This is a genomic window from Veillonella sp. VA142, from assembly GCF_003992135.1.
GTDB lineage: Bacteria > Bacillota > Negativicutes > Veillonellales > Veillonellaceae > F0422.
The window spans coordinates 1-25,214 of record NZ_RQVN01000017.1 but is presented as its reverse complement, the minus strand read 5'-3'; the positions used below and the strand labels follow the sequence as shown (position 1 = coordinate 25,214).

The 25,214-nt window shown below is 37.1% G+C and carries 44 protein-coding genes; 11 read left to right on the top strand and 33 right to left on the bottom strand.

What is annotated here, in order from left to right; genetic code table 11:
- Position 1: 1 nt before the first annotated feature.
- From EO117_RS07095 to EO117_RS06985, 25 genes are all read right to left on the bottom strand, one after another.
- Positions 2 to 1,156, bottom strand: coding sequence for a phage major capsid protein (locus EO117_RS07095; RefSeq protein ID WP_126939783.1), 1,155 nt, complete (start codon positions 1,154 to 1,156; stop codon positions 2 to 4).
- A gap of 12 nt (positions 1,157 to 1,168) precedes the next feature.
- Positions 1,169 to 1,765: an HK97 family phage prohead protease gene (locus tag EO117_RS07090; RefSeq protein WP_164727533.1), complete on the bottom strand. Its 597-nt coding sequence runs from the start codon at positions 1,763 to 1,765 to the stop codon at positions 1,169 to 1,171.
- Positions 1,674 to 2,972, bottom strand: a complete 1,299-nt coding sequence (locus EO117_RS07085) for a phage portal protein (protein WP_164727532.1) — start codon at positions 2,970 to 2,972, stop codon at positions 1,674 to 1,676. The genes EO117_RS07090 and EO117_RS07085 overlap by 92 nt, the downstream gene beginning before the upstream one ends.
- Before the next feature lie 13 nt (positions 2,973 to 2,985).
- Positions 2,986 to 4,647 carry a terminase large subunit gene (locus EO117_RS07080; RefSeq protein ID WP_126939780.1) on the bottom strand — a complete coding sequence of 554 codons (1,662 nt, stop codon included), beginning with the start codon at positions 4,645 to 4,647 and terminating at the stop codon, positions 2,986 to 2,988.
- Entirely contained in the window at positions 4,644 to 5,018 is a 375-nt protein-coding gene (locus tag EO117_RS07075) for a hypothetical protein (protein WP_164727531.1), read from the bottom strand. The genes EO117_RS07080 and EO117_RS07075 overlap by 4 nt, the downstream gene beginning before the upstream one ends.
- A 101-nt stretch (positions 5,019 to 5,119) precedes the next feature.
- Positions 5,120 to 5,527, bottom strand: coding sequence for an HNH endonuclease (locus EO117_RS07070; protein ID WP_164727530.1), 408 nt, complete (start codon positions 5,525 to 5,527; stop codon positions 5,120 to 5,122).
- Between the two features lie 285 nt (positions 5,528 to 5,812).
- On the bottom strand, positions 5,813 to 6,010 hold the full coding sequence (locus tag EO117_RS07065) for a hypothetical protein (RefSeq protein ID WP_126939777.1): 198 nt from the start codon (positions 6,008 to 6,010) through the stop codon (positions 5,813 to 5,815).
- Positions 6,011 to 6,053: 43 nt separating this feature from the next.
- Positions 6,054 to 6,209 carry a hypothetical protein gene (locus tag EO117_RS09265; protein WP_164727529.1) on the bottom strand — a complete coding sequence of 52 codons (156 nt, stop codon included), beginning with the start codon at positions 6,207 to 6,209 and terminating at the stop codon, positions 6,054 to 6,056.
- Between the two features lie 395 nt (positions 6,210 to 6,604).
- Positions 6,605 to 7,288: a hypothetical protein gene (locus tag EO117_RS07060; protein ID WP_126939776.1), complete on the bottom strand. Its 684-nt coding sequence runs from the start codon at positions 7,286 to 7,288 to the stop codon at positions 6,605 to 6,607.
- Between the two features lie 144 nt (positions 7,289 to 7,432).
- Positions 7,433 to 7,876, bottom strand: coding sequence for a hypothetical protein (locus EO117_RS07055; RefSeq protein WP_126939775.1), 444 nt, complete (start codon positions 7,874 to 7,876; stop codon positions 7,433 to 7,435).
- Positions 7,877 to 7,894: 18 nt separating this feature from the next.
- The gene (locus EO117_RS07050; RefSeq protein WP_126939774.1) at positions 7,895 to 8,308 is read right to left on the bottom strand and encodes a DUF5651 domain-containing protein; all 414 of its coding nucleotides are present in this window, start codon (positions 8,306 to 8,308) and stop codon (positions 7,895 to 7,897) included.
- Positions 8,309 to 8,369: 61 nt separating this feature from the next.
- Positions 8,370 to 8,576 (bottom strand): hypothetical protein, encoded by a 207-nt coding sequence (locus EO117_RS07045; protein ID WP_126939773.1) that lies wholly within the window; start codon positions 8,574 to 8,576, stop codon positions 8,370 to 8,372.
- A gap of 2 nt (positions 8,577 to 8,578) precedes the next feature.
- Positions 8,579 to 9,010, bottom strand: a complete 432-nt coding sequence (gene dut, locus EO117_RS07040) for a dUTP diphosphatase (protein ID WP_206168594.1) — start codon at positions 9,008 to 9,010, stop codon at positions 8,579 to 8,581.
- Positions 9,007 to 9,267, bottom strand: a complete 261-nt coding sequence (locus EO117_RS07035; RefSeq protein WP_206168593.1) for a DUF3310 domain-containing protein — start codon at positions 9,265 to 9,267, stop codon at positions 9,007 to 9,009. Before EO117_RS07035 ends, dut begins: the two co-directional genes overlap by 4 nt.
- Positions 9,239 to 9,622: a hypothetical protein gene (locus EO117_RS07030; RefSeq protein WP_126939772.1), complete on the bottom strand. Its 384-nt coding sequence runs from the start codon at positions 9,620 to 9,622 to the stop codon at positions 9,239 to 9,241. The genes EO117_RS07035 and EO117_RS07030 overlap by 29 nt, the downstream gene beginning before the upstream one ends.
- Entirely contained in the window at positions 9,597 to 9,773 is a 177-nt protein-coding gene (locus EO117_RS09260; RefSeq protein WP_164727528.1) for an Ldh family oxidoreductase, read from the bottom strand. The genes EO117_RS07030 and EO117_RS09260 overlap by 26 nt, the downstream gene beginning before the upstream one ends.
- A 10-nt stretch (positions 9,774 to 9,783) precedes the next feature.
- Complete coding sequence (locus tag EO117_RS07025; RefSeq protein ID WP_126939771.1) at positions 9,784 to 9,972, bottom strand: Lar family restriction alleviation protein; 189 nt, start codon at positions 9,970 to 9,972, stop codon at positions 9,784 to 9,786.
- A gap of 8 nt (positions 9,973 to 9,980) precedes the next feature.
- Positions 9,981 to 10,343: a hypothetical protein gene (locus EO117_RS07020; RefSeq protein ID WP_126939770.1), complete on the bottom strand. Its 363-nt coding sequence runs from the start codon at positions 10,341 to 10,343 to the stop codon at positions 9,981 to 9,983.
- Between the two features lie 94 nt (positions 10,344 to 10,437).
- Positions 10,438 to 10,626, bottom strand: a complete 189-nt coding sequence (locus EO117_RS07015; protein ID WP_126939769.1) for a hypothetical protein — start codon at positions 10,624 to 10,626, stop codon at positions 10,438 to 10,440.
- 9 nt (positions 10,627 to 10,635) lie between these two features.
- The gene (locus tag EO117_RS07010) at positions 10,636 to 11,016 is read right to left on the bottom strand and encodes a single-stranded DNA-binding protein (protein ID WP_126939768.1); all 381 of its coding nucleotides are present in this window, start codon (positions 11,014 to 11,016) and stop codon (positions 10,636 to 10,638) included.
- Positions 11,004 to 11,741, bottom strand: a complete 738-nt coding sequence (locus tag EO117_RS07005) for a hypothetical protein (RefSeq protein ID WP_164727527.1) — start codon at positions 11,739 to 11,741, stop codon at positions 11,004 to 11,006. Before EO117_RS07005 ends, EO117_RS07010 begins: the two co-directional genes overlap by 13 nt.
- A 160-nt stretch (positions 11,742 to 11,901) precedes the next feature.
- Complete coding sequence (locus EO117_RS07000; RefSeq protein WP_164727526.1) at positions 11,902 to 12,225, bottom strand: HNH endonuclease; 324 nt, start codon at positions 12,223 to 12,225, stop codon at positions 11,902 to 11,904.
- Between the two features lie 5 nt (positions 12,226 to 12,230).
- Positions 12,231 to 12,563: a hypothetical protein gene (locus EO117_RS06995; RefSeq protein ID WP_126939765.1), complete on the bottom strand. Its 333-nt coding sequence runs from the start codon at positions 12,561 to 12,563 to the stop codon at positions 12,231 to 12,233.
- Positions 12,560 to 13,006: a LysM peptidoglycan-binding domain-containing protein gene (locus tag EO117_RS06990; RefSeq protein WP_126939764.1), complete on the bottom strand. Its 447-nt coding sequence runs from the start codon at positions 13,004 to 13,006 to the stop codon at positions 12,560 to 12,562. Before EO117_RS06990 ends, EO117_RS06995 begins: the two co-directional genes overlap by 4 nt.
- Positions 13,007 to 13,027: 21 nt before the next feature.
- Entirely contained in the window at positions 13,028 to 13,252 is a 225-nt protein-coding gene (locus EO117_RS06985) for a hypothetical protein (protein WP_126939763.1), read from the bottom strand.
- Positions 13,253 to 13,315: 63 nt separating this feature from the next.
- Here EO117_RS06985 and EO117_RS06980 point away from each other — a divergent pair, with 63 nt between their 5' ends.
- Positions 13,316 to 13,738, top strand: a complete 423-nt coding sequence (locus EO117_RS06980; RefSeq protein ID WP_126939762.1) for a hypothetical protein — start codon at positions 13,316 to 13,318, stop codon at positions 13,736 to 13,738.
- A gap of 184 nt (positions 13,739 to 13,922) precedes the next feature.
- Here the strand turns inward: EO117_RS06980 and EO117_RS06975 are convergent, their stop codons facing one another.
- From EO117_RS06975 to EO117_RS06965, 3 genes are read right to left on the bottom strand one after another with little or no spacing between them, the layout of a single operon-like run.
- The gene (locus tag EO117_RS06975; protein ID WP_126939761.1) at positions 13,923 to 14,168 is read right to left on the bottom strand and encodes a hypothetical protein; all 246 of its coding nucleotides are present in this window, start codon (positions 14,166 to 14,168) and stop codon (positions 13,923 to 13,925) included.
- Positions 14,158 to 14,445: a hypothetical protein gene (locus EO117_RS06970; RefSeq protein WP_126939760.1), complete on the bottom strand. Its 288-nt coding sequence runs from the start codon at positions 14,443 to 14,445 to the stop codon at positions 14,158 to 14,160. The genes EO117_RS06975 and EO117_RS06970 overlap by 11 nt, the downstream gene beginning before the upstream one ends.
- Before the next feature lie 19 nt (positions 14,446 to 14,464).
- Positions 14,465 to 14,659 carry a hypothetical protein gene (locus tag EO117_RS06965; RefSeq protein ID WP_126939759.1) on the bottom strand — a complete coding sequence of 65 codons (195 nt, stop codon included), beginning with the start codon at positions 14,657 to 14,659 and terminating at the stop codon, positions 14,465 to 14,467.
- Positions 14,660 to 14,714: 55 nt separating this feature from the next.
- On the opposite strand from EO117_RS06965, the gene EO117_RS06960 reads away from it, so the two are divergent.
- Positions 14,715 to 15,308, top strand: coding sequence for a hypothetical protein (locus EO117_RS06960; protein WP_126939758.1), 594 nt, complete (start codon positions 14,715 to 14,717; stop codon positions 15,306 to 15,308).
- 5 nt (positions 15,309 to 15,313) lie between these two features.
- Here the strand turns inward: EO117_RS06960 and EO117_RS06955 are convergent, their stop codons facing one another.
- From EO117_RS06955 to EO117_RS06950, 3 genes are all read right to left on the bottom strand, one after another.
- The gene (locus EO117_RS06955; protein ID WP_126939757.1) at positions 15,314 to 15,511 is read right to left on the bottom strand and encodes a hypothetical protein; all 198 of its coding nucleotides are present in this window, start codon (positions 15,509 to 15,511) and stop codon (positions 15,314 to 15,316) included.
- Positions 15,504 to 15,647 carry a hypothetical protein gene (locus tag EO117_RS09255; RefSeq protein WP_164727525.1) on the bottom strand — a complete coding sequence of 48 codons (144 nt, stop codon included), beginning with the start codon at positions 15,645 to 15,647 and terminating at the stop codon, positions 15,504 to 15,506. Before EO117_RS09255 ends, EO117_RS06955 begins: the two co-directional genes overlap by 8 nt.
- 74 nt (positions 15,648 to 15,721) lie before the next feature.
- Positions 15,722 to 15,928 (bottom strand): helix-turn-helix transcriptional regulator, encoded by a 207-nt coding sequence (locus tag EO117_RS06950; RefSeq protein WP_206168592.1) that lies wholly within the window; start codon positions 15,926 to 15,928, stop codon positions 15,722 to 15,724.
- 148 nt (positions 15,929 to 16,076) lie between these two features.
- On the opposite strand from EO117_RS06950, the gene EO117_RS06945 reads away from it, so the two are divergent.
- Both EO117_RS06945 and EO117_RS06940 read left to right on the top strand, forming a co-directional pair.
- Positions 16,077 to 16,823: an XRE family transcriptional regulator gene (locus EO117_RS06945; protein ID WP_126939755.1), complete on the top strand. Its 747-nt coding sequence runs from the start codon at positions 16,077 to 16,079 to the stop codon at positions 16,821 to 16,823.
- 175 nt (positions 16,824 to 16,998) lie between these two features.
- Entirely contained in the window at positions 16,999 to 17,484 is a 486-nt protein-coding gene (locus tag EO117_RS06940) for a hypothetical protein (RefSeq protein ID WP_126939754.1), read from the top strand.
- On the opposite strand, the gene EO117_RS06935 is transcribed toward EO117_RS06940, so the two are convergent.
- Positions 17,477 to 18,238 (bottom strand): DUF1829 domain-containing protein, encoded by a 762-nt coding sequence (locus EO117_RS06935; protein ID WP_164727524.1) that lies wholly within the window; start codon positions 18,236 to 18,238, stop codon positions 17,477 to 17,479. The two genes, EO117_RS06940 and EO117_RS06935, sit on opposite strands and share 8 nt — an antisense overlap.
- A gap of 172 nt (positions 18,239 to 18,410) precedes the next feature.
- On the opposite strand from EO117_RS06935, the gene EO117_RS09435 reads away from it, so the two are divergent.
- The 7 genes from EO117_RS09435 (at position 18,411) to EO117_RS06915 (ending at position 20,999) form a co-directional block, all read left to right on the top strand.
- Positions 18,411 to 18,536 carry a hypothetical protein gene (locus EO117_RS09435; RefSeq protein WP_256359683.1) on the top strand — a complete coding sequence of 42 codons (126 nt, stop codon included), beginning with the start codon at positions 18,411 to 18,413 and terminating at the stop codon, positions 18,534 to 18,536.
- A 43-nt stretch (positions 18,537 to 18,579) separates the two neighbouring features.
- A complete protein-coding gene (locus EO117_RS09250) occupies positions 18,580 to 18,747 on the top strand; it encodes a hypothetical protein (protein ID WP_164727523.1) in 168 nt (55 codons plus the stop codon).
- Positions 18,748 to 18,771: 24 nt separating this feature from the next.
- The gene (locus EO117_RS06930; RefSeq protein WP_126939752.1) at positions 18,772 to 18,975 is read left to right on the top strand and encodes a helix-turn-helix domain-containing protein; all 204 of its coding nucleotides are present in this window, start codon (positions 18,772 to 18,774) and stop codon (positions 18,973 to 18,975) included.
- A 59-nt stretch (positions 18,976 to 19,034) separates the two neighbouring features.
- The gene (locus EO117_RS06925; RefSeq protein ID WP_126939751.1) at positions 19,035 to 19,220 is read left to right on the top strand and encodes a hypothetical protein; all 186 of its coding nucleotides are present in this window, start codon (positions 19,035 to 19,037) and stop codon (positions 19,218 to 19,220) included.
- Positions 19,221 to 19,365: 145 nt separating this feature from the next.
- Entirely contained in the window at positions 19,366 to 19,497 is a 132-nt protein-coding gene (locus tag EO117_RS09430; protein WP_256359682.1) for a hypothetical protein, read from the top strand.
- A complete protein-coding gene (locus EO117_RS06920; RefSeq protein ID WP_126939750.1) occupies positions 19,497 to 19,706 on the top strand; it encodes a helix-turn-helix domain-containing protein in 210 nt (69 codons plus the stop codon). Before EO117_RS09430 ends, EO117_RS06920 begins: the two co-directional genes overlap by 1 nt.
- A gap of 135 nt (positions 19,707 to 19,841) precedes the next feature.
- Positions 19,842 to 20,999 carry a site-specific integrase gene (locus EO117_RS06915; protein WP_164727522.1) on the top strand — a complete coding sequence of 386 codons (1,158 nt, stop codon included), beginning with the start codon at positions 19,842 to 19,844 and terminating at the stop codon, positions 20,997 to 20,999.
- A gap of 305 nt (positions 21,000 to 21,304) precedes the next feature.
- On the opposite strand, the gene EO117_RS06910 is transcribed toward EO117_RS06915, so the two are convergent.
- The gene (locus EO117_RS06910; RefSeq protein WP_126939748.1) at positions 21,305 to 24,883 is read right to left on the bottom strand and encodes an autotransporter outer membrane beta-barrel domain-containing protein; all 3,579 of its coding nucleotides are present in this window, start codon (positions 24,881 to 24,883) and stop codon (positions 21,305 to 21,307) included.
- Positions 24,884 to 25,214: the final 331 nt, after the last annotated feature.

The window sequence follows — 25,214 nt, the reverse complement described above, 5'->3', positions numbered from 1 at the left end:
CCTAGCCTTTCTTAGCTAACTTAACCAAAGAATGATACTGAACTGGTTTACCATCGCAAATCATGGTAGATTTACGCACGATATCGTCCGTTTCATTATCTTCATATGTTTTGATACCTACTTGATAGTTAGTATTCAATACATAGTCTTCAAAACGGAACATGAACGCCACGATATCTCCAGCTTGTGCTACATCAAAGTTTTTCAAGTATGGTACTAATAATACAGTACGTCCCAAGATGGTACGTTCGACCTTGCCACCGATACCAAAGTTAGTGCGTGCAATCGGTTGACCTGTTGTATCCACCATAGCAGCAATTTCCATGAATGTTTTCTTGGACATGACCCAAATTGTACCTTGCTCATATTCTACAGGTAATTCCGCTTCCGCTTTTACCAATGTAGCATAATCAAAAGCTTTTACATCGATTTTTACACCTTCAGTAGCTTCTTTCAAAATACCTGTAGGTTGACCCACACCAGTACCATTAATGATAGCAGTTTCGATGGATTTCACCATTGCTTTGGCAATGTTAGCCGTCAACATGGATTCAAATGCAGATAATGCCATCACGGATGTTTCCAAAGATACGGATACACGGCATTGTAATTTAAAATGACTAAATGTTACGTTACCTACTGGTGCTTGTTTTTGGCGGTCTGAACCTTGACCTTCATTCACCCAGGTTGCTACAGGTACTACATTAGATGTAGGGATTGCTAAACCAGATTTGAAAGATGTATTCGTTACCAATGGTAATACCATGCCTACGCTTTCCATCTTTTCAATGATTTTGTTCATGGTTGTTGGTGGAATCACGGCACCAATATCTGTTGTTAATGTATTTTGGTTAGCACGATATTCTTGTGGAATTTTAGTGCCATTGACAACATAGTTCATAAATGCTTGACGGTACTCTACCGTATCATAGATATCTACCGCTTCACGTTGTTCTTGTGCATGTGGTTTCTCCACTTCTTTTGTTGCTTGTGGTACTTTTTCTAAAATTTCCATACGACGGCGAATTTCTGCTTCTTCTTGCTCCAATTCCCCTAATTCTTTTTCTAATGCATCAAGATCCAAATTACGTTGCTCTGTATCTTCTAATAATGCACGAATTTCTTTTTTACGTTTTAAAATAGCTTCTAATCCCATAGTTCTTCCTTTCTACATCGTTCGTAACTTCAATAATAATCGTTTCCGTTGTTCTGTTTCATGTGCCCAATCATTGGATTGCTGATTTCTGGATGCGACCATAGTTCCATCATAAGCAGGATTATCTACGATAGATACATCATATACACTGTCTACTTGTTCTATGTATCGTGTGTATGTTTTATTTTCTCTATCTATTGTTTCTGATTCCTTGGCCACAGTGAATGCAAATGACATCTTTGATAAATCTCCACGCTTAATGAGTTCATACACATCATTTCCATTTGAGGTATTGGCCATATCAGCCTCCACCTTTAACCCTCTACTATCCGTAGTGAGTCGCAATGTTCCACTTTGTGTTCTAGCCATCATCATCCCGCCATGATTATAATTCAATACACAATGTGTAAAGTCAGTATTATCAAAGGCTCCACGCGAGATAACTTCTTTGTAGGTATATCCCGTGTAGTCTGATACATACATAATAGCTTCCTCATCAAATACGGCAGCATATCCCTCAATTGTTCTCGTTTGAGTTTCCTCCGTCTGCTCCAGTGGCATTGCTCGAATCTCCCTCATTCGGTACTCTGTTTTCTTTTTCTTTTTCATTCCCTTCACCTCCTTTCTCATCATCTAATTGATACTGTGTTAAGTCAGAGTATTTTGTGAAATTTAGACTAACAAGCCTATCATCTCCACCTTCGACTCCTTCATAACCAAAGATTTCACGGATTTCATTCACTGTAATTGCCCCCGTAGGTAACAACGTTTCACAAACCTTGATACGACTAGCAACACTCATGTAGGATAGTCGATTGCTTTCCATGATGATTTCATTGCCATGACCTTTCTCACGGCTCGTAAATAGCTTTTCTGTAAATTCCTGTGTCAGCTTAATAGCAATTGGCTCTAATACGGATTCATAAAATGCGATGTACTCGTCTTCCGTATAATTCCCAGTGATTATCTTTTCATTCAATCCAAAATGCTTATATACTGTATCCCTAGCGAAGTCCATTTGCCCCTTATTAAAGGTACTAATGGTCGTTGTTAACTGTTGAAAGCTTGCCTTATTGTCTAATGTGGCAATACCTGAACCATTCTTGCTACTAGCATAGGTTTCCGTGAACCGCTTCCATGCTTTCTCTTGATCATCTTCACGTAATGTTCCTTCAAAGTTGATAATCCCTCGAAGTGCACTGCCATTCTTTACAGAATTGATGATAGATGACTTGACCGCATGGAGCATATCCAAATCTTCCTTGATAGCCTTTGAATTGTCTTCACCAAATAATTGGTGTGTGGAGAAATGCCGTTTGATGTGAATCACCGCATCATATCTTACTGTAATACTCTTTCCATTTAGAAATTGGAATTTTACATACAAGTCATCGTTACTATCTGTCTTTATCTCTACACTTCCAAAATCAATAGGATACAGCCCTAATACAATGCCATTTACATCGCGTTGAATATAAATGAAAGCATTATTGTAGTTGTAATACTGTGCTACCACTTTTTCTAAAAACTCTGTCGCCGTCATCATTGGATTTGGCCTTGTAGATAGCAAATAATTTAATGCTGCATTCCCTTCTGCCGTTCCATTGGCTGTTTTTCGGACATGCTTTAACTTCATTTTCCCCAAGTGACGTGCAATGGAGTCAGTGCAATCTCTAAAGGTTGCGTCGTCATACGGCACTCCATGAAATGGTGTGAATACATTCGTATATCCATCTAGAAACTCTGCATTCTGCAAGCTCCTTGGTTCATCTATAAAGTATCCAAATATTTTATTGAATAGCCCTCTAACATTCATTGTCTCACCTCCTTTATATGATATTATGGTAATCTTCCTGGCACCGCTCATATTGCACGTAGGCATCTAACAGCGATGCGAAACCATCTATGCGTTTCTTGGCATGAATTGATTTGACTGGTTGTATATTTCCATTACGATCAATATCTATCTCTACATTGGCCATACACCACTTTAGAACAGGGTTATTGCCGTAGTTAATACGTTTACCCTCTAACTCTGCTCCAAGGGCCTTCATGGGGCCACTAAGCGTTTTTTTACCCTGTATAACCGCTTCCATGACGGAGCGACCAAACTCGTTTTTCATATCTTCCACAAAATACGCTGCGCTCCAGCCATCATATCCACATTTGTATAGATAAATATCATCCTCTTGTTGTAGCTCCGTGAACCAATCTACAATCAATCGGTAATCGATTCTATTACCAGGTGACTTACGTATAAACCCTCGTTTATACCAAACATCGTATGGCACCTTATCTTCTGCCACTCGCTTATCAAATACTTCTTCTGGTATCCAATACATTTGCTTGACGTATTTCACAGGGTCATTAGGCACCATGAATAACATAGTGGCGCATGTGAGGTCCGTAGTAGCTGATAAATCAATTCCACCAATTCCATACCTAGGTTTTAATTCTCTTATCTCGAACTCACTTGTATTGTTTAGTTGCTCGAATGTAAGGAATGCTTCGCTCGATGTTTCTCGTACGTTAAAATCCTTGGTCAAAAGGTTTGTGACATAGATAGGATTATTCTGTGCCGTCTTGACCTTATCTGCCAATTGTTCAATCTTTTTGATTGTTCCGAGTCCAGGGTTCGCCTTTTGCCAACAACTTGGGTCAGTCCATTCTTTCCGTTGGTCTAACTCATAGACGATTGGTAAGATTCTTTCATTTTGATACCCTTCTGGGTCGTCATAGCCATCGACCACTTGGCATGCCTCATCATACTTAATGTCATAGATGTTTTCACGCACAGTCCCTGCCGTTGATGTAATGACTGTCAATGGCTGTTCACGTGCACTCATACCATCTACGATAACGTCATATAGGTTCTTATCTGTGATGGCGTGTAACTCATCTATCAATGCGCCGTGTACGTTCAATCCATCAAGGCTATTTGATTCCGAAGATAGTGGTATGAACTTTCCTTCATTGGTGCTACTGATTATCTTGTTTACACGAATACTACATACTCTACTCAGTGACTTTGACTTTTTAATCATATTGGCTGATTCTTCCCATATAATTTTGGCTTGGTCACGTTTCGTAGCAGCGCTATAGATTTCTGCACCCATCTCCCCATCAGCAATCAGCAAATATAAGCCAATAGCAGCAGATAATGTGGACTTACCGTTTTTACGTGCCACAATTAAAATAAGCTCCGTATACTCACGAAGCTTTGTATCTTTATCTATAAAACCAAATAAGGCACTCACTAATGCTTTCTGCCATAGTTCCAATATAACAGGCTTACCTGCCCATTTCCCCTTAGAATGCTTACAAAACATTTCTATAAAATCGACTGCAAGCGCTGCACGGTCTTTATCGTAAATATATTGCCCTGGATTCTCCAGCTTTTCGACTAAATGCTTATACACCCGTCTCACTCTATCCGATGTGACTACCTCACCATCGACGATTGCGTTGTAGTATTCTCTAATAGGGTTCATCGATTGCCCACCCGATTCAATAAGAACTCTTTAAATTCATCATCTTCATCGACTTGTGTAGTGCGTGGCAATTCAGCTAGCAGAATCTTTACAACTGCCGTGTAGTTCTTCATCAACTGGTTATATGCCTTGGATTCCGTGCTCTCTTTTTTGCCGTATTGATTGTTGCCGTTTTGATATTCTTCAACAAATCCAACTTTTTCAAGGGCTGTTTGGAGTTCATCCAGTTGAAATTCCATGTGTACTGCCTGTTCAATGGCTTTTTTGATTAACTTCTTTTTTTCTGTCGATAAGTCTTTAAAAATCTTGTTATATTCAGATATTCTCTTCTTTTTTGCCTTGGCTTTTTCATCATTTGTCAACCGTCTCACGCTCCTTTCTCCCTATTGTTAACTACACCCCTCACGTGCGAGACCTGTATGTTCTACGAATCTGCGGCCCCGGCGTGCAGTTTTTGATTATTTAGGCTGCTTTATGGGGGGGTGTTCTCATCTATGCTGTCAATATCTTGTATCACTATGACATCGCCGTTCTCATCGAATGAAACCTCACGTCTACGTCCCCGTAGTAACTTAGCACCACTAGTCAATGCTTGGTGCTTGCTGTATGTATCCATCTCATGATGAATAGCGTTGTGACATTCAATGCATAAGAACATAAGGTTATCCCAACCATACGCAAGGTTATCGTCTTGTATCGTTGTGGCATCCATTGGTTTTTTATGATGTACTATCCATCGTTGCCGAGTACCGTCATCCTTAGTTCCTGTTTTATATCCCCCACATCTTTCACAGATATGAAGCTTTGATTGTGCATAGGCTTTTGCACATCGTCTCCAACGCCTGGAGTTATAAAAGTTTTTAAAAATGCCTTCACTCATTTTTATAAGCATACCCCTTTTTTGAACGCCTACCCTTATTTCAATACATCGCTTGGTCCTTGTTTGTATCGTCCCGACCGCTTCACTATGTTTGTGTTCTTCTTGTTGATCAATGACGATGCAGGAGCATATGACTTACACATGCCATCCACGTGTATAGCTTTAGCCTTGCACCAGCCCTTACAGTTATTTAAGCATTGTTTCTTGTTGCAGTGTACATCCGTCATATGCTCACCTCTTTCCATGCAATAGAAAAGGACGCCCATTTCTAAGCGTCCTTATTCTTTATTCTGTTTCTAATATCCGTTGTGCTCGTTCTTTATCTTTCTTTACGATTTGCACAAACTCTTTAATTAGTTCCCATTCGTCTTCATGGGCTCGTACTTGCCGTTGCTTCCGTTCTTCAGAGAATCCTTTTCTCCATCCAACCTTGCGACCTGCTCCTTCACGTACACCGCCCCAACCATTGTTTTTTTCAGTCATTGCTTTTATTTCTCCTGTTCTAGTTATCACTATATAGCATTACTTATCGTTTCGTATCATATAGTTTTTTTGCCATCAGTGCTAAATATAACACGCCACAAACTGTTGCGACCCAACCAAGCCATCCTTGGCTTTCATAGTTTCGTAATACTAAGCTAATAATAATACACAGGGAAAACACAATTTCAAATTTTGTCATACCTTGTACATATGTTATAATATGGTGGAAAGAACAGGGGAGCAAGCTCCCCTTGCCGTTACTTCATTTTCTTTTTAATCCATCTAATAACTCCGAATGTTACTGTGATGATGGTTATTAAATCGGTTATGAAGCTAACGGCTTCTTTTATTTCTTGGTAGATTTTCCACCATTCCATATGCTTACCTCCTTTCTTTACCTTATGTCTATATTATATATCATCTTGTTTATTTTGTCAATATAAATAATTAACTTTTTTAAACTTTTTGTTATAATTATAGAACTAGAAAGGAGGATTTATATGTACTGTCTTTTTTATGCGAAGGAAGAAAGAAGTGGTGGGCAATCTAAACCAGTACAACGTCCAGATAATCCACCACCTCCACCCGTGGTAACTACTCCATCTCCATTGAAGTAGCTACTTTTTTTATATCAAATGATTTTGAGAAAAAACCTTCCGGGAAGTAATACTCTACAATCTCAATATTATGTGTTGCATCTATGTACATGCATTTATGTTGAAAGTGTTCTTCCCATCTTGTATTTTCTAGCCACTCGTCATATACAGGGTGGCTATTTACTTTGATAACATAGCTTTCATCATCTTTGAATGTGATTCCTTCAAACTTTCCTAAGGCTATTCGGCTCCCATTTCTAATTACTTCTATAAAATGTTCATTACCATCCATAAGGTTGCTATCAATCAGTGTTTTTTCTTGTACATATATATACCCAAATCTTCGCACTGTGATCCAATTTGCTAATTTTTGTATATACTGTTTAAAATATAATGCCCAACAAGCACCTATTATGCATCCACTTATTACTATGGTCATCATATACACAACTATGTCTAGTATTCCCAATGGTAAATTCCGTATATCATATCCAAACACTGCAATCATACACGCCGTAGGTATAACAGTAAATATGCTATATAAAAAATATCCCAAGGCTTGTTCCAATGTATTTGATTGAGTTTGTATATATCCTAATAATCTACTTATTTCTTTGGCAATGAATCCAGGTGCTAACATAATAATAATTTGTATGTAATGTTCCACTGTTTCTCCTTTCATCTAACCGCTTCATTTTGTGTTTCAATATAGCAATACCATATTATTCTGCATACAAAAAATGACGTCCAGCTAATGACGTCATTTCTTGTTATGTAATATTTTATGAAAGTAGGTGTATTGTTAAACCTTCACACTACTATTATATCATTTCGTTTTGCCAACTATGCCAACTCGTGCCAACTCTTCTTCAAATTTTTTTACAGCAATTGGATGTATTTTTTTTCGTAGCCATTCACGGCTAACTCCTATCATACCTGCTATATCTCTCCAGTTTTCATGGAATAGATACCGTTGCCGTATGACGATAGCATAGGTCTGTTCTGGCATACCATCTAATATGTCGTTGATGGTTTCTAAAAATTCATACAACTCTTTTTGTAAGGCGATTAATTCTAATCGTCTTTTTTCTATTCTATGAATCCTGTCTGCAATATCTGTTGGCATTCCACCGTCGACATGACACGCTGAATAATCCGTGGCTCGTAATCCATCTATTTGTGCTTTCATCTGCTGTAATTGTTTATACACATAGTCGATATCTCTGTTTAAATTTTTAATCTTTGTCAGCATTTCCTGTATATTCAACATATCACCTCGATTACTTCTTTACTCTCTAATAAAGTTGCCTTCCGCATCATATTGTACTCTGTAAGGACAATCCTCTGTATCTTCATGAACCATTGGAACCGACATATTAATGAGTGCACATTTTAGTTCACAGGAATTGTGGTCTTTTCGTTCGCACTTGATACAGTTCGCTTCAAATGCTTTTTGCGCTAGTGTGCTAACCCATTCATCTTCTTCGCTTTCCTTGTCTTTTCGAGTAAATACATTAGATGGCACAACCTCAATCGTTTTGTCACGAATCAAACGTAACATCTGCGCTCTTTGGTTATCATCTAAACTCTCCATGATTTCACCAAATAGTGTGTTAGCATGTGTGCTTATGGTGGATGCCTTTTGTTTCTGTGCTCCATCTAACTTTAGGCTTTCACTGATATGTTTTGTTTCACTGGCCATAAGCGCTAATATCAGTAGATGTGTTTTGTTTTGCTTGTTTAAATATTTTAGCTTCATTCACTCAATCCCACATAATCGCTAGTTCATACATCTCATATAGTTCCTCATATTCACTATCACTAATTAATGGCTTTAATCGTTTTAACAACTCCCATGTTTTGGTTTGTACGTCCCGAAACTTTTCGTCGTTATTCCCTGGCCAATAAGCCATGGTCATTATTAAATCTAAAGCTTCTGCTTTCAATTCTTCTATTTCATATTCTGTCATGTCTAAACTCCAGTGCTTCCAAATCTGCCATGACCACGCTCTGTACTAGATAAGAATTGTACCGCTTCAAATTCTATTTTTGGAATTGGCACAATGATTCCTTGTGCTACTCTATCCCATTTCTTGATGAACTCTGCACCATTTGTATTCTCGTACAATGCATGAATCGTTCCGCGGTAATCACTGTCAATCACACCCACGCTATTTGCCATGCGCAAGCCTGTGTTTTTTCCAATGCTCGACCTTGGAAATAATAACAATACATGACCTTCAGGAATTTCCATAGCAATTCCTAAATCAATTGCTGTTTGAGTCTTTTCTGGACCAATGCTAATCTCTTCTGCGCTATAAAAGTCAAATCCCCCTGATCCGTTAGTAGCGTATGTTGGAATCTTTCCATTAGGATGCGTTTTTTGGATTCTTACTTTCATCATTTCTCAAGCTCCTTTACCAACCACTCAAGGTACTTCATTGCTTTTTTGGCGTCTTGTACCGCATCATCTTTTTTACCTAAGCGGTGTAGATACTTCATTGCATTTCCTTTTAACCAACCTTGAAATTCTTCGGGTGTCATGGTTGCTCTTATAACATCAACTGATTCAATATCCAATCCTCTTAATTTATAATGCTTTGGACTATTAACCATATCTTCTTTGACTTCCCTATACATGTTTTTCTTTGCTACTTCCATTGTTTCGCTTCCTTTCATTTCGTCTTTCTTCATTATATTTTATACAGTATTGGCGCTTACCTTCTTTTCTACACTCTTGTGAGCAATATTTCCCTAAATTACTTGTAGCCATGTAATCCTTTCCACAAACAACGCATTGTTTTGGAGTCTTTTTCTCTTTTGGGGCACGTAAGTTGTATTCCCTTTTTTCTTCTTTCGTTTCTATCCGTTTCTTATGCTCTGCTTTGCGTTCTTCAATTTCCGCTTCAGTTAGTTTCTTTGGATACCCAACACCTTTTGCACATGATCTGCACCGCATCATCGTATAGTTAGGTGGTGTAAAAGTCTTATTACACCCCTGACATTTCCTTTGCATATTGATTCTCCCTTACTCTTCGTAAAATTTCGTCATAACTTTCAATGAGTACGTCAGCCACTATTTTGGCTTCATCTTCTGTCATCTCTACATCTTTGAATAATTCACTGCAGTGTTTATTCCATAAGTAGCTTAACATTGGCAAGTTCATTAATATCTCCCTATCTTCTATTCCATGCTTTAATCATTTGTAAGTATTGTGGACTGTCATGAAACGATACCGTTACCCCACACAAATCACATACCACCATGTTATGTTTTGTGCCTGTGCCAACACCAACAATTGTCCTTACATTTTTATTGTTACAAAATGGACACGGTTTCAAGCCGTCCTTATTTTTTTGATTCATCCTATCTCCTAATTTACAGCTTCAAATAACTGTTCTTGTGCTCTTCTGCCATTAATATAATCAACCGCTTCACGAATCATAGTTTGAACCGATTCTAATTCATGGTCTTCTATTACTATCCATTCTGTTGTAAATTTAAATGATTTCTCTTCTGTTATTGCTTTTCCATTGAATCGAATGTGCGACGGTATTCTAATCTCTTTTCCATCCACTTTTGTTGCAATATACTTTAATTCTAACTGTCTCAGTAATACATCTGTTCCTTTGAATACTGATCTCCCTGTGATGTCTTTGTGGTGATTATGGATAATCTTTTCTAAGTCTTCCCATGCATCATATAGGGACTGCCGTCCTTCCTCTTTAAGTCGCATTACATATCCACATCGAGTGCCTGTGTCACTATTCTTGACATATTCAAATACTTGCGTTTCTCCTACAATTGAAATCTTTTTGATAATCATATCATCACTCCTTCCTAGGCTTATAACTTTTACACGTATCACATTTATTGGCCAACACAACATGCATTCTGCCCACCATTACATTGTGAATATGGTGTGGGCATTCCATCGTTGTCCTTACGATACCTTTTTCATTCATACCGTGACTATGGATGCATGTCTTGGCTTTCTTATATTCTTTTTTCCGTCCCATACTTCCCCCTTAGAATGGTATTTCATCTCTACGTTCATCTGCGAAGGAATCAAAATTTCCGTTTCCATTTCCTTTATTATTGACGAATGGCGCCACCATGACGTTCGATGCTTGCACATGCCAGGTGTAAACAGTTCTACCATTCTTTTCGTATGATCCTGTACGCAATTCTCCAGTTACTAACACTGCATCACCTTTTACTAAGGCGCCCAATTCTTCTGCTTGATTCCATGCATTCACTGGAATATACGATACGATTTGTTTTTCTTCCGAAATTCTTTTATTGGTGGCCACCACAAATGACGCTACTGGTTTCCCTGTTGTCGTATATCGCAATTCAGCACTTTTTACTAGGTGCCCTGCCACCGTTACCTGATTTACGTTTTCCATCTGTTCCTCCTTGGGTCAAGTTTAATGAGTCGATAGAACCTGTAGGGGTATCCCTCTAGGTTTACCCCTTCCACTAGGCTATCCTTATCTAAGTAATATCCATCTGGTACATGAATGTCATCGCGCCACCGATTGGATATCAATGTTTTTGTGCTTTCCTTTGGCTTTTCTAAATTAGTACTTGCATACCATCTCCGTTTGAATACCTCTAACTTTTCAGGGTTCTCTGTTTTTGTTTCCTTTAACAAATATGATGCCAGTGCTGTGGCATCTTCTGCCTTACCATGGTACACTCTCATGTCTACATAGCCATGTGACCATAGGTTTTCTATGATTTCTGTTGTTATAGGGAATGCATTGTTGATGAGCATGTGAAAGTGTACTCTATTCACCCCTTCCACTACGTAGATATATTTTAGGTTGGCTCCATTTTTCTTATACAACCTCTGCATGCGCTTTATCATATTCTGCATATGGTGTTTCGCCTCTGCAAATGTTACCTTGTCCTCAAATGTGAAAGTCAAATACCAGTCCATCGATGTAAAGTTTGTATCGATTAAAGCACATAACTTTATCTCTGCTCGTTTAGCATTATATTTTTTTATCGATTCGGGAGTTACATTTTCCTTCTTCCTCCTACCCTTTCCTTTGACGTAGGATCTCCCCGTAAGATAATCCCATGTGAATTTCATATTTCTTGTTGTAATGGTCTTTCTCTTACGCATAGTATTTCCTTATGTCCGAGTTAATAATATATACTATCAAGTTATAAATAACGGCTTAATACCGCTATCTATAGCTATTTTTGCAAACATATGGTATACTATACATGAGTTGTTTTGTATGACCATATGTCAGCAAACGGATAGAGCACATGCGTGTGCTCTATTTTTTTTGCCTAATTAATTGTTGCAATACTTTTTGTATCTCTTTTGCATTGGATCCGTGCGCCCTGGTGTGATGACATTCCCAACATAAGCAACATAGATTGTCTAAATCATTGGTGCCACCTGCTGACCGTGGTACAATGTGATGAATTTCTTGGTATGGTTGATAACATAGTATGCATCTATCTCCGTCTCGCTCTCTCACTTGTTTACGCACACGGTTTAATTCTCTTTCATACCTAGCACCTTTTTTCCCTTGTTTCTCTAGGGGAGTATATCGCTTTAATGGCGTTCGTGCCCTCAATCCTTTTCTTGGTCTCATTCCTTTTATTTCACCTCGTTCCATTCTCGACCCAATTGCGCTTCTACAATGCGTAACTCTAGTTTTCTTACATTGATAGCTTCTTGGGCGTTAATATATAGCACTTTGGCAATATCTCGTTCTTGTCGTAGTTCACTAATCATAGGATCCCCCAGCACGATATCATTAATGACCGATACTGGCGTCTTTTTTTCGCGTTCACATAATACTAATTTTGCTTTGGCCACCTTATAGGTGGCTTCTTTTTCTGCCAAGTCCATTCCTCGTTCTTTGGCAATCCGTAATGCCTGATTCATCCCCCTTCTAAGGTCATGAAGTTCAATAAGTAAATCACTCATTGCTTGGGCATCCGAATTTTAATAACCTGTCCTGCATTCAGAGTGTTTTGTATTTTATTGTCTTGTTGGATTTGATAAATGACCTGTTGTGCATTCACTGATTCTCCCATCAAATCTTTCACAATCGACCACAATGTGTCCCCCTCTTCCACCTGGTACATCACTGTAATCGTTTTCTTTGTTGTGTCTTCTGGAGTATCTTCACTAAATACTTTTACAACTCCCATGATTAATGCTAGTACGATAATAACAGCTCCGATGATTCTACCCCATCTCGGCTTAAAATTATTCTTTTTCATTTTTACTCCCATTTTCTTTATATGTGCAATGTGTACTGCCCCTTGATGTATATCTGTATCTGCAATGTTCACAGTGCTCCATGCAGATTGTTCCTTGATGCATAGCACAGTGTACATATGCCCTTGTTCTTTTATTCTTTTCATCGCAAATCTTACATATCGTTTTCATTGCATTCTAATACTCTTGAGATACGCTTCAAATGCATCTACTCTGACCAGTTTTGCCCTTTCATTGATCGTGATAATGTACTCGTTCCATGGTTTAGTTCTTTCCATGGCATTAATCAACTCAGATGTCTTTGTTCTTCCTAAATCAAATAGTGTCGCAACATTACCTACCCTGGCATATTGTTGCTGTAACGGCTTAACCTCAATTACTTCTACTTTCATAATTACAATACCCCTCCTGCTTTTTCTTTCTGTGCTATAATCACCTTGAAAGGGGGTGATTATATGATTCCTTATAATCAACTAACTGCTATTGATGTGAATATTCTGAAATACTTACTAGCTAATCGACATCGTAAAATCCATTTTCACGAAGTATTAGAAGAGTTTAACTCTTTTAAATCTATTGAATTTAGAATTACTTTGTTTTCTACTCCTGATCGCAAACCATTTCCGTATGGAGCTATTCCCAATACTTCTTATATTCGTTTTCACTATGAAACTATTCGAAGTGACGAGGGAATTTCCCAAACTCACCAAACTCCTTTTATTTCTATTACTGAGCTCGGAATCAAAGCTATTGAAGATTATGATTTTGATTATGCTGAACGCCGTAAAATCCGTTTAGAAGATAGAATACTTAGAATTGTCCCGATTGGTATTTCTCTAGTAGCTTTGTTCTTTTCTGCCTATGCTTTATTTCGTTGATAGCATTACTAGAATGATTAAGCTGATAACTAGGCAAATAATACTTGCTCCAAATGATATTCCTAATAAGATGTTGTCTATCTTGTCTGTAATATCTTGTATCAACGATTTTCTAAAATTTTTGTCATTTAAATACATCTAACAACCTCCTTTTTAGCCTTGCATGTCGTTCAAGATATTGCCACTAAAGTCCTTTTAAGCTCATTACATATTTAGCTTCTCTAAGATATGTATTTTCTATCTTTTTAATGAGGTTCTTGTATTCGTTTTTTAATTCCTTGCTACAAGTCATGACCTCACATTTATTCAGTATTTTCATCGCTTCTATTAAGTTTTTTTGATTGTCCACCATGCAAGCAAATGAAATTCGTACATTCTCCTCAATTGTTAATTGATCCTTCTTACATTTTTGTTCTTTATCACAATCCATCTTTCCACCACCTTTTGATTGAGTCTCTTACCAGGAGCCTCAATTTTTTTACACTGATTTGATATCGTTTACAAAATATATATAAGCTAATCAAGATATGTGCTATCCACAATTCCCAGTACTCACAAGAGCGATGTGGCACTATCACTAATGACAATATAAATAGAATTGTTTCTATTCCTTGTAATAGTTTCCAATATCCAACAAATACAACCAGATATTTGGGTGTTCCATCCTTTCTTTTTATAAGGTAGGATTCCTCTTTTTCTTTCTCCATTTGTTACCTCCTTACCTCCTTACATCCTATATCTATATTTGATTTCAATCTTAATTAACTCTATTAGTGTTTTTGCATCTGCTTCGGAAAGTCCCACTTTATTGCATTCCAAATCATCAACAAAGTTTAGGGATATCCGTTGTAGTTCAATAAATTTCTGTTTTTCACTTTTAGCAATGAGTCCCTCTTGTAGGGGTTCTTTTTCTGTATCCAATTCTCCACCTCCTTTTCCCTTATGTGCTATAATCACCTTGAAAGGAGGTGATTATATGGGTACTATAAAAGAGTATTTACAGCCATCGCCTATTGAAAAATATTTCGCACATCGCGACATGTGGGAAAAATATTTTTCAATCAACAACCGTTGGGTCAATCAAAACGTTATGAATGCTTTAGAACCTCTTCAAATCGCTATGCAACCATACTTGAATATGATGTCTATCGCACAATCTGCAAATAATGCGATCATTGCAAGTATGACTTCGCCTAATCCTATAGCTACTGGTCTTGAGCAATTACAACATCTTCATAACGTTATGCAACCTATGGCTGAATACCAATCTCTTTTACATGAAATTTCAAAGTTTATTTCCATGAATCCTATATCTGATTCTATAGACTTATCTGAAATTAACTTAAATTTTGATATGACTGATGATTATGACGTTACTTCTGATTCTCTTTCCGATGAAGAAGCTGAACTCGTTAACGAAATATCTCGCGATAACAAATTAATAAGTTATTTAAAGTCTAAATACCATCAACTTAAGGATATACCCGCTGAAAAAGTGGCATTATATGTATGGAATAGATATATTTATCCTGTAATAATTGGTTTAATCACAGCCTATCTTGCAAAGTAGTTCTGTTATGCAAGAAATATTTTGTAAAAGAAATAAATGCTGTATCCTATGTGTACCAGCCATAGCATTAAATTTCTTGGCCAATCCATTGGGATCGCAACTAGAAAGTATATAAAAGTGATACCCTCCAGCATACTTAATAATTCCCACATATCATTTTTTGTTATGAGCCTCTCTTGTAGGGGCTCTTTTTCTTTATCCATTTGCCATCTCCACATTAGAATTGCTATTTACTTTCTCTTGCAATTCAAGTAACTCTTTCATCTTCTTAATCGCTTCATCTAGTTCAGTGGTATCCACTGAAAAAGTGATGATTAATTTTGCTTCTTTCTGTAACATTGGGTATCTCCTCCTTCTGAAAGTCCGCTTCACCTGGTTGCTTAACTAGGTGGATTTTTATTTTGCTTGACTTGTCAAGCATGCTTGACCTTTGTGCTAAAAAAAATAGTCCCCGGGTCACTATTTAATGCATCTGCTAATGCAATTAATGTAGATACCTTTATATCTGCTTTACTATTATTTTCAATATCAATGATTGTCGCCCTAGAAATTCCAGCACGATTAGCAAGTTCTTGTTGGGTTAACTTCGCTTTTTCTCTAAATTCTTTTAATCTATTCAAAATGTACCTCCTTTTAAAGGTCAAGCATGCTTGACTAGTATCTTGTGCATAGTATACACCAATAAAAAAATGATGTCAAGCACATTTGACATGCATTTTACTCAATGGTAAACTGTAAGTGACATTTATATTTATAAAGGAGACTACTATGAGACTTAGTCAACTATTAAAGGAATATAGGAGAGAACATAAACTCTCACAACAACTTTTAGCCGATAAAATAGGTGTTTCAAAACAATATATATCTATGTTGGAAAATGAAAGAAACTCTAGGAGTGGAAATCCTATTGCACCTTCAGTCGCTACTATGAAAAAGATTTCAGAAGGTCTTAATATACCCATCAATACATTATTAACACAATTGGATGGTGATCAAGTTATTGATTTTACATCTAACAGCACCAATATGTCGTCTATTTCCAATAATATAAATTTTGCTAACAATAATACCATCATAGATACTTGTCAGAATTACTCATCCTACACCTATATCCCTATTGGTGTTTCTGCTGGAGCCTTAAAAACAATTGAGGGTCTTTCAGAATTACCAACCATTCAATTACCTGATTGTATGATGGGTAACTATGCTGGCAATACTGATGTGTTTATTATGCATGTCAATGGGGATAGTATGAATCGATTATTCAATGATGGTGATTCAATTATGTGTACACCGCTTCCCTCTTTCTCTCATATAGAAAATGGTGATGTAGTGGTCGTTGAGCTACATGGCGAATATACGGTAAAACATTTCTTTCACGATCAAACTAATAATCGTGTTATTCTTCGACCTGATTCTACTAACCCTATTCATACGGATATAATTCTTTCCTATGAACAAGCTGAGGAATTGCAACTCATTGGTATTGTTGTCATGTGCTGTAAATATATTTAGTGCTGAAACCGCATCATTTACTGATGAACAATATGATAAACTCTTTGACTATATTAATTTTCTTAAACTATCTAAGTCTTCTTAGATTCTATAGAACTGTATATAAAAATATCCCCTACTCTACCATTAGAGAGTAAGGGAGATACCGATTTATTAAATTTTGTTAGGAGATATTATGGAAACATTTAATTTTGAAGATAATGAACTATACGTTAATCTATTAGAACCTAAAACATTTACAATAGATTCTTTTAAATATCCTTATCGATCACAATGTTCATTGCCTTTAATTGGCGACTCAACCCGAGCTGAGTATATACTAGATATTAATAAAAAAAGTTTGATTGTCTCTCGCACAACACTCCAAAACAGAATGAAAGAGTCTCATACCCTATTGCGATTAGACCTTGATACTAAACCGCATCGTAATCCAGATGGAACTGTAGTTTGTGGTACACATATCCATATCTTTGATCGCAGCGATGTAAATGGTAGCTGGGCATTTGAACTATCTAACCCAATACTATCTACTATCTTCCCCAATTTCGACTTTTCAAATTTAAAAAAAGACGAAACTGATTCAATTGAACAATTCCGTCTTTTCTGCCAATTATGTAATGCATCTAACATTCCAACCATAGCTAGTACTTTATTTAACTAAATAATGGAATACTATCACCACGTTTTGACCAATATACAGGTGTGATATTATACTCTCTGAATATTTTGCCAATTTGCTGTGTTTGTTTTTTCGATTCTTCATCATTCATCACAATTAATAATTGACTACCATCTTCACGCTCAGTTTTTATATCTTCCCATGAAAATATAAGTCGCTCTGCATTACTTCGACTCGCCCTATTCATTACCTTGATAAAACGCTCTGGATGTTTACTGTTTCGTTGCATTGTAAAATCAAAACTTTGCATGTATCCAGATCTCCCACGAATATTTATATTTTTAGAATAATATAACTCATTTGTATCGAAAAATAATTGCACATCTTCTAAAAATATACTTTTAATCTGCTGTGGTGACAAGCAGAACAAATCGTTAACATCTAACATGGTTTGTAATAAATAGTGTTGAGCTTCTCCTAAATCTTCTTTCATAGCAGTCAGCCACAACTCATCCGTGTCTAAGTCTACTTGTACCCCACGCTTTCTAGCAGCGTCTAATATTAATTTTTTTCGCTTCTTTGAGTATGGATCTATACCACACATGCGTAAATCTGAAATGATATAGGCATCGTCTGTTAGTCTATATTCTCCATCTTCTTTTTCTTCTATGTAAATCTGCGTATAGTCGTTATGCCTATCTAAGAAAGGTGTGGTAACCTCAATAATTCCAGGTGCTACTTTTACCTCAGTTAAGTTATCTTTCAACCACGATATGTAGGATTTTATAGCATTCATTTCACCACCCCTTTTCCTAAATAACATCACTAACAATCTATAAGAAAATAATACATTACCACCCTCTTAATCGTCAAGAAAATTTAGTCGTATTAACTTATTTTTCGCTTCTTTTCTATTGACTTTATACACTAATTAATGTATAATATAAGTATAGAGAGGAGGTGAAACAATGTTTAACGAATCATCAATCACTGATTGGATTGTCGCAATCTCAGCAGCAATACCATCAGCACTACTCTTAGAAAAGAGAATCAAAAAAGCCCTCAAGCGTCGACGAAAACACAATAAGGGCTAAATCCTAAAGGGGGAGGGAACTCCCTTCCCCACTTTTACTATACATGAAAGGAATGAAAAAATCAATGAAAAAGAAACTTTTCTATCAATGGCTCTCCTTGCTTCCTATTATCTATTTATACTTACATACAACGGATACTTTTTTCACCATTGTACTGGCGTGTATTGCCGTCATTTGGGGTATCGCTACGGTATCTTTATTTATTAAATAATATGATTCACATAGGAGAAATACAATGAATGTACTACATGAGGTCTTAACATTAAAAGAAGCCGCTGAGCTTTGGCATGTTTCCGTTGATACTTTAAAACAAAAATGTATCGGCAGGGTAAAAGGGGATTTGGCTTTCACCCAAGAAGAATGTCGCCAGTCTGGTAAAACGTGGCTTGTTACCCGTGAAGCCATGGTTCGTTTATACGGAGAAGCGCCACAACAATAAAAAAATCCCCCACTCCAATGGAATGGGGAACAGTACACACAAGGAAAGGAGTTCTATTTATGAGTCAAAAATTATTTTCGCAGTTTGAATGCACTATGCAAGAAGTAAATACACAGCAAGCCGAAGTGAAGTTGCGTTCTTATGCCATTTCAAAGGATGTACAGGCATGGGGGAAAAGAAAAAGAACTCCATCCTTGATCGGGCAGTCAAGGAAGATTAAAAATTTAACTCAATTGGACTGCTAGTAATGATTTACTTACACTACGATAGCAAAAAGAAAAAAGCCCCTAAGAAGAAATCGACCAAGAAATCTAAAAAATAGGGACTTATGTACAGGCGGAGGCGAAAGCCTCCCAACCTGTATGTATTATACCACAAAGGAGAGATACAATGAAACAATATTTACCAATGATCGTACTGGCAATTGCTATGACTGCTATTTTTGACTGGAACAAGCATATGATTGAAGTTGCTTTGTTCTATGCTACTTGGGGTTTTATCATGGGAAGGATGAAAAAATAATGAACGCTTTAGATGAAGTATTAACACTAGAAGAAGCAGCCGAGGCGTGGGGGAAAACTACGGATTCACTTCGCCAAGCCTGTATTAGTCGCAACGGTAAGCCTGCACGCTTTCATATCGGAGTAGAGGCACGCCAATCTAAACGTATTTGGCTGGTAACAAAGTCAGGTATGATTCGTTTATACGGCGAACCGCCTCAACATTTATAAATGTATTGCTATATTTGTATATCCTCTGTATACTAGTGTTAGGATACGTGCAGATATTCCCTCAGGGGACCTGTATGGAAAATAACCTTCTCTAGTATTAGAGGGGGTTATTTTTTTATGAAAGGATGTGCTTGTATGTGGATTGAAGAACGTAAGGGTAAAAATGGCGACATTACCTACGCCTATATTGAACGGTATACTTGCCCTTTGTCTGGTAAAAAGAAAAAGGTCTCCGTCGTCTATGGCAATAAGTCACGTCTAACACAGAAACAAGCCCTCATGCATTTGCAAGAACGTATTGATGAAATTATGTCTGGCTATTCTAGTTCCGTTACTTTCATGGATTTATTAGATAGTTACATCGAATACCATAGCAATTTCGTAAAAGTTTCTACTCGTAGAAATTTACACCATGCACGTGCTGGGTTATTGGCTTCTATTCCTGGTGATACACTGTACCAAAATATTACGCCCTCTATGGTGCAACATGCATTGAATGTCTATTATGAAATGCATGCGTATAGCACAACGAAACAATTACTGAATCTATTTCGCTCTGCTCTACGGTATAACTTCCGATTAGGTACCATCAAGGACATTAGCATTATTGAACGTGTAGAATTAAAACGGAAACCGATTTCTATAAATGACATTGATCGTGCTAAGGATAAGTTCCTGGAACCAGAAGAATTGAAAGAAGTTATTTCCCTTTTGGAAACAGCTAATCCTGTAGTAGCAAAATTATGTGAGTTCCAATCTCTGACTGGCTTGCGATTCGGTGAAATGGTCGCCCTAAGAGATTGTGACTACGATAAGGAAACTCACCGCATCCATGTCAATGGCACTCTTTGTGTTGACCATGGCACTACCTCTGAATATTCTCGCACGACCCCTAAGAATGTCTATTCCATTCGCTATGTGGATTTGGATTCTCGTTCAGAATCCATTTTAGAATCTTTCATGTTGTCCAATAAGGTTCGCCAATTATGGAAGCACCAGGAGAAACATAATGATTACATTTTTACTACGGAAGGTGGCTACCCCTTTGACCATCATTTTGTAAATAAGGTTTTGAAGAAGTTACACTATCATAAGCATTTAAGTACACACATCTTCCGACATACGCATATTAGCTTATTAGCCTCTGCCAATGTTCCCCTCAAAGCAGCTATGGCACGTGTTGGCCATAATGACCCTACTACAACCCTAAGTGTGTATACCCATGTGACCAATGCTATGAATAAAGAGGCTGTGAATGCTATGGAATTGGTGGCAAAGAAATTAGTTAAGTAGGTGTGTATCTACAATGGACTGTCCACTGGAACGCATTATGCTAAAAAAAGGCAAAAAATACCCTTGCCCTTTTCTTGCCCATTTATAATATGCTCAATCTATAAACCTTTGATATATAAGGCTTAATCGGGTGTAATCCCCTCGTCTCCACCACAATACAATATAAAATAACCGCTTATTCATAAGTGTTCGTAAGTGTTCACGAATACGATGAATAAGCGGTTTTTTAGTGTTCTATACTATTTTTAATGTTCGTAAGTGTTCGTATAGTTTAAGTAATTTTGCCCATTTTTTGCCCATTCAAACTAGAATGTATGCCGCAATCCTAAATTCAATTGCCATTGTTGTCTTACTCTATCTCTAGTAGAGGCTTGTAATTCTATATAGGCTTGCTCTGTTCTAGCCTTATTCATATAGGATAGCCCAATACCATAGGTAATCCAATGACCTTTATAAGATATATGTAAGCGACTACTTTCATTAAACATTACATAGCCACTATCTAAAAATTCTTTTTCATACATTAGTTTTAAATATGGGTTAAAAGAAGTTCTATTAAAACGATCCACACCTGCCCTAAAACCAATTCGACCAATTAAACTACGTAAAGGATCTACTTGGGCATGTAATCCATTAGATACCTGCACTCCATATCCATTTGTTTTTTGGTAGGTAAGCTGAACTTCTGGTTCAATAAATAACCCCTTACGCTCCCCTTCTTTGACATAGATACGTCTACCCAGTTCTGCTGATACTAAGTATGACATAGCATTTATATTGCTAGCTTTAACGGTCTCTTTAGAATCATTCACTAACTCAAACTGACCGCTATAACGTCTAAGTTTACCCACTAAATCTACATAGAAATTGCTATCTTTGTATAATCGAGTAGAATAATAGCCTATTTCACTGCCAGACATCTGTGCATGGCCTTGCTGTGCGTATATATTAGCATGTGAGCGAATCATACCAAGCATGTATCCACTATAATGGATCCATTTCTCTCTCGGGTGCACCCAATCATAACCACCTTTAATGCCCCAATATCGCTGATGGTACCCAGAACCTTCGAGTCCTTCATACTTACCACTTACATACTTAGCCCACACATCATTAGATCGTTCTATATCTTTATGAAGGTGAATCTCCCCTAAGCGTTGTACCAAGGTTTCAATGGTACCAAGTTGCATATTATACAGTAAATGGTTGTATTGCATACTTGCTTTTGCACCAGGCGTTAGTTTACCTTTTCCATCTTCTTCCATAGGGAATAAATACCAGTTATTTTTATTAGTGTCATTAATAGCAACAATTTTAGAGTCAGTGGCTCTACCTAATGTATATAAGTACGCCCCTTTTTCAATGACAGCTTTCACATTGTTAGGTTTTGTATCATCCGTAGGAACTGGCACGTTATTCGATTCATTTCTCAACGAAAATACAGCTGTATGGTCTTCTTCTTTCCCTAAACTCTCCACAAGTTTAAGCACTTCTGTGCCTGTAGATTTTGAATCTGCCATATTGCGGAAATAAATACCATGTTCCCCTTCACTACTATGTGTAATTCGTAACAAGTCAGTTTTTCCGGAGCTTACGTTACCACCCATATGTAGTATACCATTAGAACCTGTGATACTATCCACCGTCAATGTTAAAGGAACTTCTGTATCGCCGAATCTTACTTCCCCTGCATTGGATAAGGAGAGAGTATTTATCTTGGAATCATCAGTCATTTCCCAATAACTGGAGTTATCAACTTTCATATGGATATTACCAGAGTCATTATGATCTGCTTTACCGATTAGATAGGAGTCTTTTGTTAACAGGTTTAGATTCACAGTGCCTTTGTTAGCTGTAAAAACATTGCCTAAAATCGTTGTGGTATCTTTTCCTGAAACAGTAATAGTCGTGTTCGTCCCTGACGATACAAGAGCTGGATCTGTTGGGTTCTCATCAATAGTTAATTTCTTGTTGAAAGTAATAGTATTTGATGACGTGTCACTAGTACCTTCACCGTCCGTTTTTGCCAACACAGCTACTTTAGATTGTCCATTACCGCGCATAGTGATAGATACATCACCATTGAAGGTAGTATTCGTTTTATTATTAGGATCGAGGTGTATTTGTGAAATGCCAGTACCAGATTTCTCTGTGTCTACTCTAATTGCCAATGTAGAATCGGCATCAGATGAAAGTGTTGTACCATTGCCTGTATTAGCTTTATCTTTCTCAATGCGAATACCGTATCCATTGGCAACCGCCTCTGTATGAATTTGATTATCGCCTGACCAATGAATGGAGCTTTCACCTGAGCCAACTGTATCTGAACTCAATAGATTAATGCCATACGCATAACTACCTTTAGTATCGATTTTCGTACCAGTTAGATCGATATGCGTTATACCTTTATTTTCATCTCTAACATCTATACTACGAGCTGCAAAGTTAGACGCTGTCCTAACATGACTATCATGTAATCGCAAGGTATTTTCCCCGTCGATAGCACTAGACTTAATGCCATATACCCATGGCCTACCAGTAGAAATGGACTCTGTTGTAACCGTTGTATGATCTAATGCTAAAAGATTTTTCCCTTTACCTATGTTACTGTATTCCTTACCACTCTCATCATTGATACTAGCGGATACTTCTATACCATATACGTAATCTTTCCCTGTTGTAGAAATATTATTATTTGCTCCTGCAAGAGTCAATCGGTTTTCGCCATTTGAATCTGCATTCATATACATACCCCAAGTAGTACCACTAGATGTATTGGTTATGAAATCAGAATTCCCCTTGAAAGTAAACACGCTAAGTCCATGGTTCTTAGTATCTGTATTGATCTGAAACATATTATTGGTATTAGCCGTCGATTTATTTACAATAGTTGATGTAAAACTCTTACCTTCATTTGCCTCTACATGAACGCCCCCATGATAGTTCGTGTTTGATACCAATTCCATACCTGTATTGGTATTTCCAGACATAGTACTTGTTACATTTCCATCGAAGGTAATGGTAGATGCACCTTGTTCTGGATCGATACTATCCCTTGTGGAAACTGTACGATATCGATTTTCTCCGTTATTTTCAATCCGAAAAGCGGCAATATCTAAATTATCGGTGGTAGACTCTGTATTCATCGTTATATCATCATGAAAGTGTACATGACTTTCTCCACCCTGATTGGTTTGGTTAAAAAAGAGGTTTACTCGTTTTTCATAAAATTTTAAGTTCCCAGGATTTACTGTTTGAATACGAGAATCCAGATTTACTTTTTTAAGAAAGTTCACTGTAGATACTGGTTTTGTAACATAACTACCTGTTCCCTCTCCTACCACTTTTACAACATTATAAATTGGATAGTATCTACCGTTATATTGTGCATGTGTTCTGATATTAAAATTAGTATTAGCATCCAAGTTTAATATCGTTTCAGACCGATCTACTAATTTTCCATTCGAATTATATACATGAATGCCATCTTGCCAATCAATCGGAGTTCCATCATCTACATGAATGAAATGAATCGTCCCATCCGATGCCATTGTCGTTTCCGTAGTCGGTTTTGTTCGAATGTCATTGGCAGCAGTCATATTTCGATTTGTGATAATTTCATTAACTGTACTGCCACCCTTTATATACTTACTTTTCGTCCCTAAGATAGTGCCATCAGCATACTTATACTCATACTTAATGTTTGTAGCACTATTTTCAGTAATAGTGCCCCCATTCGCAGCTAATGTCTCGCCGAGGGAAATCGTATCCACCGTTTTCCAATCATTTCGAGTCACTGTATTGACTGTATAATCTTCACCCCTAGCGATTAGTGGTAACGCAGCTAGGATACATAGTAACAATTTTTTATTCTTCACTCTCATTTTCTCTTCTCCTACATTTTTATCTCAATGTAATCTATAGTATACAGTATATACCTATAGAAAACTTTTATCAACTAACTAATTTTTAGCACTATATGACAATATACAATTAATATTTATTATAGAACCTTTGTTACTTCCCACATCAAACAAAAAAGAAAAAAGGCTCTTTGTCAAATGTGGGGGCTACTCATATAAAAAGTTCTTGGGGCTGTAACAAAATAGCCCACAAATAAAATAGAGGAAAGTTGATCAAAAAGTATCAACTTTCCTCTATTTTTTATATTTTTAATAGGCAAAAGGGTCCCGAAGGACCCTTTTCATTGGTATA

Coding starts and splice junctions, on each gene's coding strand:
- EO117_RS07030 (WP_126939772.1), bottom strand. CDS start 9,622: ATGCAAAGGAAATGTCAGGGGTGTAATAAGACTTTTACACCACCTAAC.
- EO117_RS09250 (WP_164727523.1), top strand. CDS start 18,580: ATGAAAGGAATGAAAAAATCAATGAAAAAGAAACTTTTCTATCAATGG.
- EO117_RS07080 (WP_126939780.1), bottom strand. CDS start 4,647: ATGAACCCTATTAGAGAATACTACAACGCAATCGTCGATGGTGAGGTA.
- EO117_RS07060 (WP_126939776.1), bottom strand. CDS start 7,288: ATGAAAGGAGAAACAGTGGAACATTACATACAAATTATTATTATGTTA.
- EO117_RS07000 (WP_164727526.1), bottom strand. CDS start 12,225: ATGAGACCAAGAAAAGGATTGAGGGCACGAACGCCATTAAAGCGATAT.
- EO117_RS07055 (WP_126939775.1), bottom strand. CDS start 7,876: ATGTTGAATATACAGGAAATGCTGACAAAGATTAAAAATTTAAACAGA.
- EO117_RS06980 (WP_126939762.1), top strand. CDS start 13,316: ATGATTCCTTATAATCAACTAACTGCTATTGATGTGAATATTCTGAAA.
- EO117_RS06920 (WP_126939750.1), top strand. CDS start 19,497: ATGAACGCTTTAGATGAAGTATTAACACTAGAAGAAGCAGCCGAGGCG.
- EO117_RS07010 (WP_126939768.1), bottom strand. CDS start 11,016: ATGGAAAACGTAAATCAGGTAACGGTGGCAGGGCACCTAGTAAAAAGT.
- EO117_RS06945 (WP_126939755.1), top strand. CDS start 16,077: ATGAGACTTAGTCAACTATTAAAGGAATATAGGAGAGAACATAAACTC.
- EO117_RS06995 (WP_126939765.1), bottom strand. CDS start 12,563: ATGAGTGATTTACTTATTGAACTTCATGACCTTAGAAGGGGGATGAAT.
- EO117_RS06925 (WP_126939751.1), top strand. CDS start 19,035: ATGAGTCAAAAATTATTTTCGCAGTTTGAATGCACTATGCAAGAAGTA.
- EO117_RS07065 (WP_126939777.1), bottom strand. CDS start 6,010: ATGACTGAAAAAAACAATGGTTGGGGCGGTGTACGTGAAGGAGCAGGT.
- EO117_RS07050 (WP_126939774.1), bottom strand. CDS start 8,308: ATGGCCAGTGAAACAAAACATATCAGTGAAAGCCTAAAGTTAGATGGA.
- EO117_RS07020 (WP_126939770.1), bottom strand. CDS start 10,343: ATGCGACTTAAAGAGGAAGGACGGCAGTCCCTATATGATGCATGGGAA.
- EO117_RS07045 (WP_126939773.1), bottom strand. CDS start 8,576: ATGACAGAATATGAAATAGAAGAATTGAAAGCAGAAGCTTTAGATTTA.
- EO117_RS06915 (WP_164727522.1), top strand. CDS start 19,842: ATGTGGATTGAAGAACGTAAGGGTAAAAATGGCGACATTACCTACGCC.
- EO117_RS06975 (WP_126939761.1), bottom strand. CDS start 14,168: ATGGATTGTGATAAAGAACAAAAATGTAAGAAGGATCAATTAACAATT.
- EO117_RS06930 (WP_126939752.1), top strand. CDS start 18,772: ATGAATGTACTACATGAGGTCTTAACATTAAAAGAAGCCGCTGAGCTT.
- EO117_RS06935 (WP_164727524.1), bottom strand. CDS start 18,238: ATGAATGCTATAAAATCCTACATATCGTGGTTGAAAGATAACTTAACT.
- EO117_RS07015 (WP_126939769.1), bottom strand. CDS start 10,626: ATGGGACGGAAAAAAGAATATAAGAAAGCCAAGACATGCATCCATAGT.
- EO117_RS09435 (WP_256359683.1), top strand. CDS start 18,411: ATGTTTAACGAATCATCAATCACTGATTGGATTGTCGCAATCTCAGCA.
- EO117_RS09260 (WP_164727528.1), bottom strand. CDS start 9,773: ATGAACTTGCCAATGTTAAGCTACTTATGGAATAAACACTGCAGTGAA.
- EO117_RS07025 (WP_126939771.1), bottom strand. CDS start 9,972: ATGAATCAAAAAAATAAGGACGGCTTGAAACCGTGTCCATTTTGTAAC.
- EO117_RS06960 (WP_126939758.1), top strand. CDS start 14,715: ATGGGTACTATAAAAGAGTATTTACAGCCATCGCCTATTGAAAAATAT.
- EO117_RS07005 (WP_164727527.1), bottom strand. CDS start 11,741: ATGCGTAAGAGAAAGACCATTACAACAAGAAATATGAAATTCACATGG.
- EO117_RS09255 (WP_164727525.1), bottom strand. CDS start 15,647: ATGTTACAGAAAGAAGCAAAATTAATCATCACTTTTTCAGTGGATACC.
- EO117_RS09265 (WP_164727529.1), bottom strand. CDS start 6,209: ATGACAAAATTTGAAATTGTGTTTTCCCTGTGTATTATTATTAGCTTA.
- EO117_RS06970 (WP_126939760.1), bottom strand. CDS start 14,445: ATGGAGAAAGAAAAAGAGGAATCCTACCTTATAAAAAGAAAGGATGGA.
- EO117_RS06910 (WP_126939748.1), bottom strand. CDS start 24,883: ATGAGAGTGAAGAATAAAAAATTGTTACTATGTATCCTAGCTGCGTTA.
- EO117_RS07035 (WP_206168593.1), bottom strand. CDS start 9,267: ATGGAAGTAGCAAAGAAAAACATGTATAGGGAAGTCAAAGAAGATATG.
- EO117_RS06940 (WP_126939754.1), top strand. CDS start 16,999: ATGGAAACATTTAATTTTGAAGATAATGAACTATACGTTAATCTATTA.
- EO117_RS06985 (WP_126939763.1), bottom strand. CDS start 13,252: ATGAAAGTAGAAGTAATTGAGGTTAAGCCGTTACAGCAACAATATGCC.
- EO117_RS06955 (WP_126939757.1), bottom strand. CDS start 15,511: ATGGATAAAGAAAAAGAGCCCCTACAAGAGAGGCTCATAACAAAAAAT.
- EO117_RS07090 (WP_164727533.1), bottom strand. CDS start 1,765: ATGAAAAAGAAAAAGAAAACAGAGTACCGAATGAGGGAGATTCGAGCA.
- dut (WP_206168594.1), bottom strand. CDS start 9,010: ATGATGAAAGTAAGAATCCAAAAAACGCATCCTAATGGAAAGATTCCA.
- EO117_RS07070 (WP_164727530.1), bottom strand. CDS start 5,527: ATGAGTGAAGGCATTTTTAAAAACTTTTATAACTCCAGGCGTTGGAGA.
- EO117_RS09430 (WP_256359682.1), top strand. CDS start 19,366: ATGAAACAATATTTACCAATGATCGTACTGGCAATTGCTATGACTGCT.
- EO117_RS06990 (WP_126939764.1), bottom strand. CDS start 13,006: ATGAAAAGAATAAAAGAACAAGGGCATATGTACACTGTGCTATGCATC.
- EO117_RS07095 (WP_126939783.1), bottom strand. CDS start 1,156: ATGGGATTAGAAGCTATTTTAAAACGTAAAAAAGAAATTCGTGCATTA.
- EO117_RS07085 (WP_164727532.1), bottom strand. CDS start 2,972: ATGAATGTTAGAGGGCTATTCAATAAAATATTTGGATACTTTATAGAT.